Raw genomic sequence first — 16,345 nt, 5'->3', positions numbered from 1 at the left:
ATCCTCGAAGCCTGCGCGGTGCTATCTTGGGCGCCATGGCGGCGGAAATTACTACGGCGGTCCTGTTGGCGGCGGGGCGCGGCAAACGCCTGGGCGCTCTGACCGCCGAGACTCCCAAAACGATGCTCGATATCGCGGGCTCGCCGCTGATTTCGCATATTACCGACGCGCTCGCGGCGGCCGGACTGACGCACTTCATCGTCGTGGTGGGCTATTTGTCCGAGCAAATTGAAGGATGGGCGAAAACCTGGCAGCGCGAAAATCCGGAAATCAAAATCACCACCGTCAGGCAGGCGGAATTGAACGGGACCGGCGGCGCGATGCTTGCGGCGAAGGCGCATCTTGCGGGCGTGGCGCGCTTTGTCTTCGGATGGGGCGATATTCTGATGGACCGCGCGAACTACCCGCGCTTCATCCATCACGCGCGGATCGAGGAGTACGATTTGATGCTCGCGGTGAATCGCGTCAAGGATCCGTTTCGCGGCGCCGCCGTCTATGTGACCCCGCACATGATAGTCGAGCGCCTCGACGAAAAACCGGCGCCCGGGACCGCCACGACCCAATGGAACAACGCGGGACTATTCGCCAGCAGCCAGATAATTTTCGACTACCTCGCGCGGCTTCAACCGTCGGTGCGCGGAGAGCTCGAAATCCCCGGTGCAATCGCGCAAATGATCGCCGACGGCCGGGTGGTGCGCGCGGTTGATATGCGCGGATTCTGGAGCGACGTCGGCACGGCCGAAGATCTCGAGACGGCGCGCGCCTGGTTCAAGCCAAAAAGGAAGCGGCGATGAGTCTGCCCGACGGATGGGACGCCGGGGAGTTGGCGCGCGCTGCCCGCCTCGGCGGTCGAGTCCGCGCCGGCGCCGACGCGCGAATCTTCGCGGCCCGCGCGCCCGGTCGCGTCAATCTAATCGGCGAGCACACGGACTACAGCGGCCTGCCCGTGCTGCCGGTTGCGATCGATCGATCCACAATCGTCGTCGCCGCCGCCATCACGGCCGCCGAAATCGAACTGGCGAACGCCGACCCCGGCTGGTCCTCGCGCCGTTTTGAAATCGAACAGCAGATTCCACCGTACGCAACCGGCGATTGGGCGAACTACGTGAAGGCGGCGATCCAGGGAGTGGTCGATCATTTTGCGCGGCGCGGACGTTTTTCTATGCCCTCAACTTCAGTTGACAACCTGCGGGGCGCATCGATGGTCGTCGATGGCCGCGTGCCGCTGGCCGCGGGGCTGTCGTCGTCCGCCGCGCTCACGGTTTCGACCGCGATGGCATTCATGGCGGTCAACAAACTCGAACTCGACCCGATCGAAACCGCGACGATGGTGGCGCGCAGCGAATGGTACGTCGGGACGCGGGCGGGCGGAATGGACCAGGCGGCGTCGATTCTCGGCCGTCGCGATCATGCGCTGTTTATCGAGTTCGACCCGATCCGCGTGCGCGCAGTGAAGATGCCGGCGAACGCCGCGCTGGTCGTGGCGGATAGCCGGGAAATAGCGGACAAGTCGGGGATGGTGCGCGCGCAATACAACCGGCGGGTCGTCGAATGCGCGCTGGCGGCGCGAATTTTAGGGCACGCGCTCGAGCTCGACGGCGTGACGATCCTTGGCGACGTGGTTCGCGCATTACCCGGATGGAGCGCGGCGGAACTCGTCGAGAAACTCGCGGCAGCCGCGCCCGCGCGGCTCGGCGCAGATCTGAAAGAGGCGGCGAACATCCTGGGCGTCTCACCGTCGGCGCTTGAAGCAGAGTTGCTCGGCCGCGGATCGACTCGAATCGCGCTGGATTCAAGCCGCCCGCTGGAAATTCTGAAACGTGCGCGGCATGTCCTGAGCGAGACCGAGCGGGTGATTCGCGCGGCGGAGGTACTCGAGGCGGGGCGCCTCGATGAAATGGGAAAGCTGATGAACGCGTCGCATCAGAGTCTCGCCGATGACTTCGAATGCAGCACGGGGCGGCTCGACGCCGTGGTGGAATGCGCGCGGCGCGGGGGCGCGTTCGGCGCGCGGCTGACGGGCGCGGGTTTCGGCGGTTCGATTGTTGCGATGTGCGACGTGGCGAGCGCGGACGCGGTGATCGAATCGATCGATCGCGGATATTACGCGAAGCTGGATCCCGGCGCGTCGAGTGAAGAAAGCGAAAATTGGCGGGCCGTGTTGCACGCGGGCGGGGGCGCGAGCGTGATCGATTTACGCACGGTGTGAGAGCTCCGGCTAGCGCTTGAGGCGCAGCATGCGCGCGGAGTGCGGCGGGAGATCGATAGTACTGAGTACTTCAATTTTCTCGCTGCCCGCGAGATCTAACGCGTCAATCTCGGCGGCGCCCAACTTCAGTTCGGATGTATCCACTGGTGCGGGCGAGTCGCCGCGATTCAAGAGCATCGCGATCGCGCCGGCGCCGCCGGCGGTTTCAGCGATCAGGCCGCGGACGTCGCCCGCGGCCATCAGGTCGAGCGCGAGTACCGGTTCGCGCGCCGCGTTGGAATCGATCTCAGTGCTGATTTGCGCGGCTGCGCGAAACAATTTTCCCGCTTCGGCGTCGAGGATGCCCATGTCATCGGAGATGAGGAGCATCCCGCCGCTGGCGACGATGGTCGCGGCCAGCGCTGCGCGCTCGTCGGCGCTGAGGAGGGTTTCGCGCGCCCGCAGCATCAAACAGTCGGGGTCGTTCAGCCATAGACGCCGATGCATGAAGCTGCGCGCGATGATCGCGTCGAGCGCATAGACGGTGGACGGGTCGACCGCTCCAGAAGCGGTTGAGCCCCAAAACGGGGAAACGTCGGGGCCGATGCGCATCCCGTCCACGACGCCGACCGCCTGGCCAATCGGGCAGCCGCATCCGAGGATGAACGCGTCGTCGCCGGCGCCGGCGCGAATCGCCTCGAGGCCGTGGCGCAAGGTTTCGCCGCGCGTGAGATTTGGATCGTGACGCCGGCCGGGCGCCGCGGCCGCGTAAAGAAAATCGAGTTTCAAATACGAGTAGCCCAGCTCGCGGGTGAGCTTCGCGAACAGACGGCGGAGGTGCTCGAGAAACGCCGGGTTGCTCGGGTCGAGCGCGTAGGCGAACGCGTCGTTGCTCTTCGTCCAGTTCGCGTTGTAGCCGGCGCGAACCGGTTCGCCGGTTTCCGCGTGCATGATAAACCAGTCGGGATGATCGAGCATCAAGCGCGAGTCGCGGGCGGCAAGAAACGGCGCTGTCCACAGCCCGGCTTTGAAGCCGGCGGCGCGAATTTCGCCGGCGATTTTTTTCAGCCCGCCCGGAAATTTGGCGTTGGTGGTATCCCAGTCGCCGAGCGCGGACTGAAAGCCGTCGTCGAGTTGGATCACGTCGAGCGGAAACTCGGAGCGCATCGCTTCGAGCGATTTGATATTGGCGCGCAGCGCGTCCTCGGTGATCGCGTCAAAGTAGTGGTACCAGGAGCACCATCCGCGCTGAAACGGCGCGCTGACCCGCGCGTTCATCCATCGTCCGGCCAGGCCGGCCCATCGCGCGGCCAGCCGCGCGGCGGACTCATCGGCGGCGGCGATGAACAGCGGGTCGAGTTCGCGATGCGCGGCCGGCGCGAGAGTTACATCGTCGAGGATCGCGCGTGCGATTATTTTTTCAGGGCTCGACACGGTGAGGGTCGAAAGCGAAGTGGCGGCTCCGATGAATCCGGCCAGGACGCGCGCCGCGGCGCTGCGGCTTTCGACAATCGTGAAAAGCTCAGAAGTATCCGCCTCGGGGAATTCAGGCGGGCGAGCCGGTTCGCTCTGGTGCATGAGCCGAATGAGGAAAAGGGCGGTGTCGCGCGGATGGTTTTCTTGCGACGCGCCTACATCGCAGCCGCCCGAGGCGCTCCACGATTGGTATCCATGCTTGAAGAATCGGGCCGGGGCGGACGGCGCGAAGCCGGTCGAGACTTCGAAGATCGCAGACGTGAGTCGAACCGGATCGACGCCGCGATTGGCGACGGTTGCGCGAACGACGGCGCCGCCGAGTGCGGGTTCGAGACGGGCGGAGATTGCGAGGCCGTCGGCGACGACGCTCGATTCGCGCGCACCGAAGGGCGCGGGAAGATCGAGCGCGCGCGCGTGGCCGGCGGCGTCGAGGAAGCGGAGTTCGATTCGCGACAGGAGTGCGTTCGTCACAAAGACCTACAGCCAGCCGAGCGAGCCAAAGACAATTGCGAGCAAGAGGGAAACGGAGGCCAATCCACCCACGATGCTCCATCGCTTCGTTTCAGTTTCAGCGTCATGCGCCCACGCAGCGACCGCGAAAAACCAGGCGTATCCGAAGATGACGATCAAGATCAGTCCCGCGCCAAGATTCCAAAAGGGCCAGTACCAGTTCAGGTAGCCCCATCGATTCAGCACGACTTCCAGGATCACCGATACGACCGATTGTCCGACGATCAACATCCATCGGCGGTTCAAGCCGAATATTTTCGCGCGCGGATTTGCCGGCAGCAGCTTCGCAAACGCCATCCCGTAGATCAAAAACAACAGCGTGGTTTCGGCGTTGAGCCCGACCAGGATCTGATATGAGGTGTGCCCGGTCTCGACCCATAACGGCGCGCGTCCGGTCCAAAACAAAATCGCCGAATTAACCAGTTCGTTAATCCAGTCGGCAAACCAAAGCGCCAGCCCCGCCGCGATCACGTTCCATCGCTGCGCCATGATCTCGCCCGAATAGATGAACAAGGTCAGGATTAGCAGGTACACGATTGTCCAGTCGAAATTGGCGGGACTTCGTAGCACGGCGAGCGCCGCGCGTGCCGGTTCGCTCATATTCTCGGACCTCCTGCCTGGAATGTACTTCAGGCCGTATCAAATTGGCAGTTCACTTGGAAAACGGAAATCCGGGCTTAATTGTAATGTGAAACTCACCCTGGGTTTCAGCAGCGATGACCCCTGCACCCAATGTTGAGAGCAGGGGGCCGTCCCCTGCAGCTTGATAAGGATAAAAGACGCGGGCGGAGTTTTTCCTGAGTATTCGAAGGGCCCTGTTAGAACCAGCAAGGGCGAGATAATCTCAGCCATCAGGTGGGAGAGAGAAGTCATCGACACGCCGCCGGAGATAGAGGCCGCCGAGGCTGACGAGGCGGGTGGAGACGTACCCGCGCAGGATAGCTGGGGCGGCCGACTGACCGCGTTTCGCGCGCTGCGGCATCGCAATTTCAGACTGTTTTTCGTCGGACAGCTGATCTCGCTGATCGGCACCTGGATGCAAACGGTCGCGCAAGCGTGGCTGGTGCTCAAGCTCACCAATTCATCGCTGATGCTGGGCGTGGTGGCGTTTGCGAGTTACATGCCAGTTGTGCTGGTCGCATTGTTCGCCGGCGTGGTGGTCGATCACGTCGATCGGCGACGCCTTATAATCGGCGCGCAGACGCTGCTGATGCTGAGCGCGTTCGTGCTCGGAGGACTGACGTGGGGCGGCGCGGTGAAGGTCGAATACGTGATCGCGCTGGCCGCTCTCAACGGGCTGGTGAGCTCGTTCGACATGCCGGGGCGGCAGGCGTTCGTGGTCGAGATGGTGGGGCGCGAAGACCTGCCCAATGCGATCGCGATGAACTCGATGATCTTCAACGGCGCGCGAATGATCGGGCCGGCGATCGCGGGTCTGTCGATCGCAGTGATTGGAGTTACGGGCTGCTTCATGCTCAACGGCGTCAGCTATCTCGCGGTCATCTGGAGCCTGTTCGAGATGCAACTGCCGCGCCACGAGCGCCGCGAATTCGGCGCCACGATGATGCGACAGGTGCGGCTGGGCCTTGCCTACGTCTGGCGGCATCGCCCGACCCTGTGGCTGCTGGTGCTGGTCGCTATCAACATGGGAATCGGGATGCAGTACTCGGTGCTGATCCCGGTGTTCGCGCGCGATTTGCTGCACGTCGGGGCGCATGGCTACGGCTTTCTGATGGCGGCGCAGGGGTTGGGCGCGGTGGCAAGCGCGATCGTGATGAATTCGCGCTCGACGGCTCCCAGAGCGCTGCGTCAGAACCTGGTGTTCGGCATATTTTGCATGGCGATAGCGGTCGCGGGGTTCGGCGTGTCGAGGTGGATGGCGATTTCGCTGCTTGCGCAATTGTTCATCGGCGTGGGCCTGATGAATCACATGGTGACGACCAACACTCTCCTGCAGATGTTCGTCGCGGACGAACTGCGCGGCCGCGTGATGAGTATCTATACCTTATCATTCATCGGCAGCGCGCCGCTGGGCAGCCTGGCGGTCGGCTATATCGGGGAGCATTTTAGTCCGCGCACCGCGGTGCTGTTCTGCGCGTCGTTCTCGCTGCTGTGCGGATTTATTTTGTTGACGAAACTCAAGTTGATTGCGCAGGCGCAGGCGGAGGTCGAGCAGAAAGATGAGAGAGAGAACTGAGGGACTTTATTTTATACGAAACCCACCGTGGGTTTCGCCCTTCCTTGAGCAGGGGGCCAGCCGCTGCACCTGAGTCCGGAGAAGATGCGGGCTTCGCGGTGAAGCTGGAAACTGGCTAGGATTGTAAAAGTTCGGGCGCCAGGCGGGTTGAACGCAATGAAATTTGGAACATTTTTGTATCAGACATCGCCCAACAGTATCGCGGCGGTCGCGCGCAAAGCCGAGCAGAGCGGTTTCGAATCGCTTTGGATCCCGGAGCATATTATTCTGCCCGTAACCTACCGCTCGCCGTATCCGTATTCATCCAGTGGCAGGATGGGTGCGCCGCCGGAGACGCCGCTGCACGATCCGATGCTGGCGCTGGCGTTCGTCGCCGGGATCACCACGAAAATTCGCCTGGCGACGGGAGTATTCGTGATCCCGATTCGCAACGCGTTTGCGACTGCCAAGGCGGTCGCCAGCCTGGACGTGCTTTCGGGCGGGCGATTTATTTTCGGCGTCGGGATCGGTTGGCTCGAGGAGGAGTTCGACGCGGTCGGCATGGAGTTCAAGGATCGCGCGTTTCGCACGCGCGAATACGTGGCGCTGATGAAGGAACTGTGGAGCAAGGAGTCGCCGGAGTATCACGGCAAGACGATTTCGATTGAAGGCTTCAAGTTCATGCCCAAACCCGCACAGCGACCGCATCCACCGATCGTGTTCGGCGGCAGCACCGAGCCGTCGCTCAAGCGGGCGGCGAAACTCGGCGACGGATGGTATGGAATCGCGGACGGTATCGACGAGATTGCGGCGACGATCAAGCGACTGCGCGAGCATGAACGCGCGGCGGGGCGGACGGCGCCGCTGGAACTAACGGTGAGCAGGTTGCGCGAACAATTGAAGCCCGGAGACATCGAGCGATTCGCCGCGATGGGCGTGTCGCGGATAATCATTGGGCCGGCCGCGACGACGCGGGAGCAAATCGCGTCGATGGAAAAGTTCGGCGCCGAGGTAATCGCCAGGCAGTGATCGCGAGCGGACAGTATCGGCGTGCAGGCGTTGCGCAGCCTGTTGGCGTGTCGCAATTGGCGCGGATATCATCGAAACTTGCGCCGGAGGAGCGCTTACCAAGATGAAAAGGTGCCCGCGCTGCGAAAAAACCTTCCCCGACTCGGAAACGTTTTGCGAAGCTGACGGTACCGCGCTGGTCCAGGCGGGTCCCGCCTTTGCCGAAGGGGCGGCCGCCACCGGCGCGGGCGACGCCGGCGAGCAAATCGAGTGCCCGGTATGCGGCGGCAAGGCGCAGCCGGGGGAACTGATCTGCAACTTCTGCGGCGCGCGGCTCGGGGTGGAATCGGCGGCAGCGTCGTACATACAGCAGCCGTCGTCGGCGCCGCCGCGGGGCGGGACGACGGTGCGGCGCGATCCGTCGCCGTCGATGCGCATCACGGGCGGGATGCCGGACGGCGGCGGCGAAGACGAAGGCCGCGGGCGGTTCAGCGTCGTTTGGTACTTGATCGCGGCGATAGTCGCGCTGGGGGGCGGCGCGTGGCTCGCGCTTCATCTCAGCACTAAACCCGCGGAGCAGCCGGTGGCGAATGCGTCGCCGGCGGCGATCGCGTCGGTGACAGCGGCGGCGCCGAGTGGGCCGTTGGTAGCATTGTCGAAGGCGATCGGGGTGCAGGTGACGGGGGAATCGGCGGCGGCGCCCGAGCGCAATCAGGAAACAGCGCAAAAAGTTTTCGAAGATCACAAGGACGGATTGCTGGAAAGCTATTCGCATGCGCTCGCCGGTGACAGCACGCTGCAGGATGCGATGGCGGTGCGGATTAGGGTGTTGCCCAACGGCAGCGTGGACGAGGCGTCGGTGCGGACCTCGACCAATGCGAATCCGGCGTTAGACGCGGAAATAGTGAAGGACGTTTCGGCGTGGAATTTCGCGCCGTTCAGCGGCGGCCAGGTCGAGATCGATTATCCGATAATTTTCACCAACGATCCCACGACGAAGGACGCGCTCGAATCGCAACTCAGCTCGAAGGTGGCCGCACTGAGCCCCACCGAGGCGCCGGAATTCGCCAGCGCGCCGCCGGCGCCGTCGCCGGCCGCGTCGCAAGCGGCGAGCGCTCCATCGCCGGCGTCAGTCGAGACGCCGGCGCCGATGGTGGCCGAGCCGGCGCCGTCACTGGCGCCCCCGCCGCGCAAGCATCACGTGGCGAGCCGCGCGCCCAGGCCGCCGCCGCTGACCTTGCAGCAGCGCGTCAAGCAGGTGCTGGGGTCGAATCCCAGGACGCGGCGCGTGGACTGTTACACCAGTGGCAGCGCGGTGACGATTTTTGGCAAGGTGTTCGACGCCGACGCCAAGCTGTATACGGAAAAAATCGTGCGCCAGGTGCCGGGGGTCGGCAACGTGATCGATTCGCTGACGACGGACACGGCCGATTGGGCAGCGCGCCAGACTGCGATCGCGTCGCAGCTTTTTGCCGCGGGGTTGAACAGCGTGACGGTGAAAGTGATCGGCCACGACGCGTATCTTGGCGGCACAGTCAAGAGCGACGCGCAAAAGAAGCAAGCAGTGACGATCGCCGAGAACGCGTCGCCAGGGGTGCACGTGCAGACGAATCTGATCACGGTTGTGCCCGGAAACATGTTCGGATTCTGACCCGCGGTCGCTGATGATGTTGCCGAGTATGATTAATCCTGTGGGGCGTGGTACTATTGACAGGGTCAGAGGCGAACGCTTATATGGCGGAAAGAGCGCAGTATAGGACGCTCCCACCAGGAGGAATCTATTTCCATGGCTGATGCAGCACCGACGACACCGAAGGAAATCTTTGCGGCGATGCCCGGTCGCTTCAACAAAGACGCGGCGAAGGGATTGAATGCGACGTACCAGTTCGACCTCTCGGGCGATAACGGCGGCAAGTGGCACGTAATTATCAACGACGGAACCTGCACGGTCAAAGACGGACCGGCCGCTTCGCCAAGCATCACGATTTCGATGACGGCGCAGGACTACGTTGACATGACCAGCGGCAAGCTCAACGGGCAGGTCGCATTCATGAGCGGCAAACTGCGAATCGCGGGCGACATGGGGCTCGCGCTGCGCATGCAGAGTCTGTTTGCCTAAACCGTGAATCTAAGATACCAATGAATTGCGCGCCGGCCGGAGCCAAAACAGGCCCGGCCGGCGGAAAATCCGCCTGCAAAGCATCCCGCACAAAATCATCCCGAGCCGAAACGCGCCGATAAAACTCAGATTCGGTACGCAGTCGAGACACAATCTTATCCACTGATTAACGACCCCAGGCTGCCGCGAGCGCGAGCGCCGATTACTGTCAGTACATCAATTTTGGAAACTAGAATTCTGTTTCTTAAACGCTCCCAAGCAAGGAGGACAAATCCACGTCACAAGAAGAGAGAACGCAAATGAGTTCCGCGGAGTTTGAGGGCGACCTCAACAAGGAAAGCGGAGAATCGACCGAGAACGGCCAGGACAACGATTCGCTGGCCTCAAAACTGTCGAAGGAGCTCAGCAACTGGCGGCGCAAGCGCACGTCGTCGCAGCCACGGCATTCTGACGGACCGAGTCAGAACTTTCAGTCAGAGCCGGCCCGCACGATCAAGGTTCGCGGTCACGAGACTTTGGTCGTTCGCAAACCGAAGCTCGCCGGCAAGGCCCCCACGAATACGAATCACACACCAAATAATCAGTAGTCAGTTTTTCACTTTTTCACCTGTTCGCGGATGTGTGGTGGGGCGCGCGCCGGAGTCAGGAGCGGAAGATTTCGACAGGCATCTCTCGCGACGCTTGGCGGGCCGGATAGACGGTCGCGAGCAGGCAGAGCAGCATCGAGGCAAGCGCGACGGCGGCGAAGTTCCACGGATCTACGGCGATCGGCAGCGTCGAGATGCCGTAAATTTCGCGCGGGATGTGAATGAACTGGTAACGCGCAAGCGCGAAGCATCCGGCGGCGCCGAGGATCAATCCGGCCGCGGTTCCAGCCCCACCGACGATCAGTCCCTTCATCACGAAGATCAGGCGCACGTCGCGCCGCGTCGCACCCATCGCGATCAGCACGGCGATGTCCTTGCGCTTCTCCATCACGACCATGATCAGCGTCGCGACCAGGTTGAACGCGGCGACGCCGATGAGCATCACGAGCACGAGTGCATAGACGCGCTTGAGCAGTTCGAAGCCGGCGGCGGCAGATTCGTTAAACTCGATCCAGTTGCGCACCTGGTATGGACTCGCGAACAGTTTGCGCACCGCATCGGTGACCGCGTCGGTCTGGTCGAGATTGGTCAGATGGATATCGATGCCGTCCACTCGTCCGGTGCGTCCGAAGAAATCCTGGGCGTGCGCGAGATCCATGAAGACCATGTTGGTATCGACGAAGTTCATTCCCGAGTCGAAGATCGCGCCGATCGCGAATTGGCCGCTCTTGGTTGAGAGCGATCCATCGGGCGAAATAATCGGCGCAACCATCCGAACCGCGTCGCCGGGTTTGGCCTTGAGTTTTTTCGCAAGGCTGACTCCGATGGCGAGGCCGCCTGCGGTAACCGCGGGGCCGGCGGCGCTTGCGGGGATCGCGTAGCTTCGCGAGAGATCGTCGAGACCGCCGACGGTCATGTAGCGGCCCCATTGCGCGCGCACGACGGGATTTTTCGGCTCGACTCCGCGCACGATGACGCCGCCGATTCCGCGTCCCGAACTCAGCATCGCCTGGCCCACGATGTACGCGTCGGAGCCGTTGACGCCGGGCACGCCGGCGACTTTCTTCTCGATCTCGGCGTAGTTGTCGATCGATCCTTGCGAATTGAGTATCTGGACCTGCGGGCTGAGGCTGAGCACGCGTTCTTTGAGGCTCTGCTCGAAGCCGCCCATCACCGAGAGCGTCACGGTGAGCGCGGCGACGCCGATCATCACGCCGACCGCGGTAAAGATGGTCGTGATCGAGATGAAGGCGTCTTTGCGGCGGGCGCGCAGATAGCGGAGCGCAATTTTGAGTTCGTATCGCACGAGAGATCGCGGGAGGAACTCAGAATATCACGTATTCTTTTTTCAGCTGCTCGATCTCATCGGCGCTGAGCGAGAGCATCTCGCGAAAGACCTCGTCGTTGTCCTGGCCGAGAATCGGCGCGGCCGAGCGAAGCGTGCCGGGCGTGCGGCTCATGCGATGTTCGAGGCCCTCATACGGCGACGGCCCCATCTCCTTGTGCTCGAGCCAATGCCAGAAGCCGAACGCTTCGAGGTTGTCGTCCTGGTGGATATCGACGCAGTTCTCCACCGGGTAGGCGGCAACTCCGGCGGCCTGCAACTTCGCGGTGAGATCGTGAGCGTTGTGGACGGGCGTGAGCGAGCCGACGAACTCATCGATTGCGGCGGCGTTCTCGATGCGCGCGGACGCGGTCGCAAAGCGCCGGTCGGTGGAATCGGCGGCGAGCGCGGTGAGCATCGCACGCCATTGATCGTCGCCCGCGACGGCGATCGCGATCCATCGCTCGTTACCGTCCTCGTCGGCGCATCGGTAGGCGCCGTGCGGAGCGTAACGCGCGGACGCGTTGCCGCGCGGGCCAAGCACTCGTCCGGTTGCGAAGTAATCGATCAACGCAGGCGCGAGATTCTGCATCGCGGCCTCGTACTGCGACATGTCGATGTACTGGCCCTGACCGGTGCGGCGCCGATAGTCGAGCGCGGCGAGAAGCGTGATCGCGGAAAAGCGCGGCGCGATGAAATCCGTATAGGCGCCGTACGGCGGCGTGCATGAGCCGGGGCCGTAACCGGAGATGTAGTAGAAGCCCGACAGCGCGGACATCAGCTGGCCGAAGCCGGGATAGAGCGCGTTGGGGCCGGTCTGTCCCTGCATGCAGGTCGAGAGCATGATCAGGTCGGGGCGCAACTCACGCAGATTTTCGTAATCGAGTCCCCAGTTGCGCATCGCCTTGGGCGTGAAACTCTCGACGACGATGTCGGCCCACGGCACCATGCGCTTGGCGAGTTCGCGCGCTTTGGGCTTGCTCAAGTCCAGCGTGATTCCCTTTTTCGAGGTATTGAAGCTGGCGAAAAACTGACTGCGGTTGATCCCGGGCATCGCGTCTTTCCACGGCGGACCGATTCGCAGCACGTCGGGGCGCGCAGCCGACTCGACGCGAATCACGTCGGCGCCGTTGTCGGCGAAATATTTGGTCGTGATCGGGCCGACGCCGACCCAGGCGAAGTCGAGGACATGAACTCCTTCCAATGCGAAACGGCTCATCTCGAATTTCTCCTGGCTAAATCGAGCCGGCGGCTCGCAACTTGTTCAAGCGCTCGGGCGCAAGCCCGAGCAGCCCACGGTAAATCTCGTCGCTGTGCTCGCCGATTCGCGGCGCGCGAGCGGTCGATCCGATCGGGGTCGCGGTCAGTTTCGCGAATGGTCCGGGAAATGTGAGCGTGCGGCCGATCGTGTCGTGCGGCACCGCAGTCCAGAAGTCGCGCGCTTTGAGCTGCTCGTCGGCTGCGATGTCGGCTACCGTCGCGACCGGCGCCAGGAAGATGCGGCGCTTGAGCGCCTGCGCGTAGATTTCGCGCTTGGTCATCGTGAGCATGAAGCGCTGGATCGTGGTTTCGAGTTCTTCGGTCTCCCTGTGGTCCTGCTCGGTCATCTCCATGAAGACGCCGGGCACCCACGAAATCCAATCCTTGGTCCGCATCCAGTCGGCGCCCAATCCGTTCTCCCGCATCCACTCGATCAGCGCCTTGGTCGAATTGCCGAACGTCATGCCGCCGGCGATCAGGGTCGAGATGTGCCCGTCCTTGCACTCGTACACCATCTTGCGCCGTGCGTCGGCCGAGCCGAAGAAAACTCCGGTGCGCGACAGATGGCTGCCGTGCAGGAACGGCATCGCCTGCTCGTTCATCAGCGTCCACACGATGCAGGCCTGCATGTTGACGACGATTCGCTGGCCGAGCCCGTCGATTTGGCGCGGGTAGTGCGCGAGCATCATGGCGACGGCCGCCTCGCCGCCCGCGTGCAACCCGGCTTGCGGCAGACTCATCTGGAGCGGAGGCTTTCCCTCCTCGCCCATCAGGTACATCTGGCCGCCGGCCGCCCACGAGATGATGTCGGCCCAGGCGTAGTCCTTGCCGGGACCGCTGTCGCCGAACGGCGTGATCGAGGCGTAGATGAGGCGCGGATTTTTCCTGGCGAGCGCGTCGTAGCCAAGACCGATTGAATCGAGATGGCCGAGCGGGTGCGACTCGACGAGGAAGTCGGATTGCGCCGCGAGACCGGCGACGATTGCGCGCCCGTCGTCAGTGGCGAGGTTGGCGGTCACGGATTTTTTTCCCGCGTGATAGGCGATCGAATAGAGGCAGTGGTCGGCGTCGGCGATATCTTCGAGATAGGGCGGGATGCGCCGCGTCGAGCATCCCTCGGGCGGTTCGACCTTGATAACTTCGGCGCCGAGATCGGCGAACATCTTGCCGCACAACGCGCCCTTCTCGTCGGTCAAATCGAGCAGCCGCAATCCTCTGAGCAACTCTGATGGCATCGATGAATTAAACCTCGCGAAAGCGCCGGGCGCGGCCGCAAAATCCCGTTTCGTGGCTCCGCCCGCGCGTCAGTCTCGGAAGTTTATATCCTACGGCGCCAAAGATGTAACCCCGCTACCGCAAGAAGACAGGAACTGCCGGCTATTCCTGCTGGCGGGCGTGGCGCGCGGCCCCGATCGCGGTCGCGAAATCGGCATGCTCGGGAATCACGAAGCGCCGGCCGAACGGAAACGTGAGGCGCCTCATCTCCTGCATGAATCGGAACAGGCGCGACAACTTGCCGGTCAGCACGATATTCTCCTGCCCGCAGGCGCGCGCGCTGGCCATCGCCAGCACCCCGATCGATTCGACGATCATGTTCATGATCGCCAGCGCCTTGTCCTCGGGCGTCGCGTCGGCGCTTATCTTGCCGAAGTTGGCGGCGGTGGTGGACGGCGGCAGGTCGCCGATCGCGCCGCCGGCGATGTCGCGAACGCTGAGATCGATACGCCGCAGATCGCCCTTGCGCGCGAGTTCTTCGAGCCGCTCGATCGTCGAGACGCCGAGCATGTGCTTGGCGAGTCCGAGCAGCGTGCCGCCGCCGATGCCGGTGCCGCTGAAGTGCGCGATTTTGCCGGGCGTGACCGATACGATTGCGGTGCCGGTGCCAAGCGAGACCACCAGCGCGCTTTCCTTTCCGGCCAGCGAAGTGCCGCCGATTCCGATTGCGGTGAACTCGTTGACCTTGACCACCGGCCTGCCGAGCAGGGATTCCGCGAGCACCCGCGAGCCCGCGCCGGTGGCGGCGACGCATTCGATGTCTTCGAGTTTGATGCCGAAGTCGGTGACCAGTTTTCCGAGCGCGCCGGCCGCCGCGGCGACCGGGTCGTTGGCCTCGATCGTTACGACGTGCAGGCCGCTATTTTCGAGGATGACGGCGTCGGTGGTCGAACCGCCGATATCGATGCCAACGATCATAGGTGATGCCGGCTCCTGTCCGGCCCGTCTTGAAGCTAGAACAGCCACAGCCACCCGCGCAACGAGGCGGCGACCGGGGCAGGAGCCGCCTTAGCCGGACCCGGTTACTGTGCTAGGTTTCAAAAATGGCACGGCGCAAGGCCGATTCGTCGGATAGTCTGTTTCCATCGCGCACGCCGCTCAGCCAGCCGCTGGCGGATCGGATGCGTCCGCGCACGCTCGACGAAGTTGTCGGCCAGGAGCATCTGCTGGGTCCGGGCAAGTTCCTGAGCCAGATGGTGGCGGCGCACGTGCTCCATTCGATGATCCTGTGGGGCCCGCCGGGCACGGGCAAGACGACGCTTGCGCTGGTGCTCGCGGAACACTCGGGTGCGGTGTTCCGCAAGCTTGCCGCAGTAACGTCGGGCGTCGCCGATCTGCGCGAGGCGGTGGAAGCGGCGCGCCACGATCTCGACGCGGGCAAGCGCACCGTGGTCTTCATCGACGAGATCCATCGATGGAACCGCGGGCAGCAGGATGCGTTCCTGCCGCATGTCGAGAGCGGGCTGATCACGCTGATCGGCGCGACCACGGAAAATCCTTCGTTCGAGGTCATCTCGGCGCTGCTCTCGCGGATGCGGCTGCTCGTGCTGCATCCGCTCTCGGAGGAAAACCTCGCGGCATTGGTGCATCGCGCGCTCGCCGACAAGGAGCGCGGGTTCGGCGGGACCGGGCTCAAGCTGGGAGTCGGCGCGATCGACGAGATGGTTCGATACGCGGCCGGTGACGCGCGGCGAGCGCTCGGCACGCTGGAGATTGCGGCGGAGTTCGCGCAAAACGCGGGCGCGACGCTGATCACGCCCGAACACATTCGCGAGTCGGCGCAGCAGAAGGCGCTGCTCTATGATCGCGCGGGCGAGGAGCACTACAACGTCATCTCGGCCTTCATCAAGAGCATGCGTGGCAGCGATCCCGACGCCGCGATTTACTGGATGATGCGGATGGTCGAGGCAGGCGAGGATGCGCTGTTCATCGCGCGGCGGATGGTGGTGTTTGCGTCAGAAGACGTCGGCAACGCCGATCCGCGCGCATTGCAAATTGCGGTCGCGGTCAAGGAGGCGGTAGATTTTGTCGGGATGCCGGAAGGGGTGATTCCGCTCGCGCAGGGCGTGACGTACCTGGCCAGTGCGCCCAAGTCCAATGCGTCGTATCGCGCGATGCGCCAGGCGGGCGAAGATGCGAAAACGCTTGGCGCGTTGCCGGTGCCGCTTCATTTGCGCAACGCACCGACGCCGATGATGAAAGGACTCGGTTACGGCAAGGACTACCGCTATCCGCACGATTTCGAAGGCGCGCTGGTCGCACAGAACTATTTGCCGGACGAACTGGGCGAAAAGATATATTACGAACCGTCCGAGCGCGGATACGAAATCAGGATCCGCGAGTTTCTTGCCCGCGCGCGCGAGGCACGCAACCACACATCGCGGCGCAAGCCGGCCGGGAAAGACTGACAGAAAAAAAGCAA

General features: G+C 63.2%; 14 protein-coding genes. 8 read left to right on the top strand and 6 right to left on the bottom strand.

Annotated features, from left to right (window positions below; genetic code table 11):
• The first annotated feature begins 35 nt into the window (after positions 1-35).
• The gene (locus tag VIO10_RS02290; RefSeq protein ID WP_331958698.1) at positions 36-794 is read left to right on the top strand and encodes a nucleotidyltransferase family protein; all 759 of its coding nucleotides are present in this window, start codon (positions 36-38) and stop codon (positions 792-794) included.
• The gene (gene galK, locus VIO10_RS02285) at positions 791-2,209 is read left to right on the top strand and encodes a galactokinase (RefSeq protein WP_331958695.1); all 1,419 of its coding nucleotides are present in this window, start codon (positions 791-793) and stop codon (positions 2,207-2,209) included. The genes VIO10_RS02290 and galK overlap by 4 nt, the downstream gene beginning before the upstream one ends.
• 9 nt (positions 2,210-2,218) lie before the next feature.
• Here galK and VIO10_RS02280 read toward each other — a convergent pair whose 3' ends face one another.
• On the bottom strand, positions 2,219-4,135 hold the full coding sequence (locus tag VIO10_RS02280) for a glycoside hydrolase family 36 protein (protein ID WP_331958692.1): 1,917 nt from the start codon (positions 4,133-4,135) through the stop codon (positions 2,219-2,221).
• Between the two features lie 6 nt (positions 4,136-4,141).
• The gene (locus tag VIO10_RS02275; protein WP_331958689.1) at positions 4,142-4,774 is read right to left on the bottom strand and encodes a hypothetical protein; all 633 of its coding nucleotides are present in this window, start codon (positions 4,772-4,774) and stop codon (positions 4,142-4,144) included.
• Positions 4,775-4,937: 163 nt separating this feature from the next.
• On the opposite strand from VIO10_RS02275, the gene VIO10_RS02270 reads away from it, so the two are divergent.
• From VIO10_RS02270 to VIO10_RS02250, 5 genes are all read left to right on the top strand, one after another.
• Positions 4,938-6,371, top strand: a complete 1,434-nt coding sequence (locus VIO10_RS02270) for an MFS transporter (RefSeq protein ID WP_331958686.1) — start codon at positions 4,938-4,940, stop codon at positions 6,369-6,371.
• Positions 6,372-6,527: 156 nt separating this feature from the next.
• Positions 6,528-7,379, top strand: coding sequence for an LLM class F420-dependent oxidoreductase (locus VIO10_RS02265; protein WP_331958683.1), 852 nt, complete (start codon positions 6,528-6,530; stop codon positions 7,377-7,379).
• Between the two features lie 103 nt (positions 7,380-7,482).
• Positions 7,483-9,009, top strand: coding sequence for a TonB family protein (locus VIO10_RS02260; protein ID WP_331958680.1), 1,527 nt, complete (start codon positions 7,483-7,485; stop codon positions 9,007-9,009).
• 135 nt (positions 9,010-9,144) lie between these two features.
• Positions 9,145-9,477, top strand: coding sequence for an SCP2 sterol-binding domain-containing protein (locus tag VIO10_RS02255; RefSeq protein ID WP_331958677.1), 333 nt, complete (start codon positions 9,145-9,147; stop codon positions 9,475-9,477).
• Positions 9,478-9,776: 299 nt separating this feature from the next.
• Positions 9,777-10,064: a hypothetical protein gene (locus tag VIO10_RS02250; protein ID WP_331958674.1), complete on the top strand. Its 288-nt coding sequence runs from the start codon at positions 9,777-9,779 to the stop codon at positions 10,062-10,064.
• A gap of 55 nt (positions 10,065-10,119) precedes the next feature.
• On the opposite strand, the gene VIO10_RS02245 is transcribed toward VIO10_RS02250, so the two are convergent.
• The 4 genes from VIO10_RS02245 to VIO10_RS02230 form a co-directional block, all read right to left on the bottom strand.
• Positions 10,120-11,370, bottom strand: a complete 1,251-nt coding sequence (locus VIO10_RS02245) for an ABC transporter permease (RefSeq protein WP_331958671.1) — start codon at positions 11,368-11,370, stop codon at positions 10,120-10,122.
• Positions 11,371-11,389: 19 nt separating this feature from the next.
• Positions 11,390-12,607, bottom strand: coding sequence for a CoA transferase (locus tag VIO10_RS02240; RefSeq protein ID WP_331958668.1), 1,218 nt, complete (start codon positions 12,605-12,607; stop codon positions 11,390-11,392).
• A gap of 16 nt (positions 12,608-12,623) precedes the next feature.
• A complete protein-coding gene (locus VIO10_RS02235; RefSeq protein WP_331958665.1) occupies positions 12,624-13,883 on the bottom strand; it encodes a CaiB/BaiF CoA-transferase family protein in 1,260 nt (419 codons plus the stop codon).
• 142 nt (positions 13,884-14,025) lie between these two features.
• Positions 14,026-14,841, bottom strand: coding sequence for a BadF/BadG/BcrA/BcrD ATPase family protein (locus tag VIO10_RS02230; RefSeq protein ID WP_331958662.1), 816 nt, complete (start codon positions 14,839-14,841; stop codon positions 14,026-14,028).
• Positions 14,842-14,966: 125 nt separating this feature from the next.
• On the opposite strand from VIO10_RS02230, the gene VIO10_RS02225 reads away from it, so the two are divergent.
• Complete coding sequence (locus VIO10_RS02225; protein ID WP_331958659.1) at positions 14,967-16,331, top strand: replication-associated recombination protein A; 1,365 nt, start codon at positions 14,967-14,969, stop codon at positions 16,329-16,331.
• Positions 16,332-16,345: the final 14 nt, after the last annotated feature.

Source organism: Candidatus Binatus sp. (assembly GCF_036567905.1).
Classification (GTDB): Bacteria; Desulfobacterota; Binatia; order Binatales; family Binataceae; genus Binatus.
This window is presented reverse-complemented; position numbering and strand designations above follow the sequence as displayed.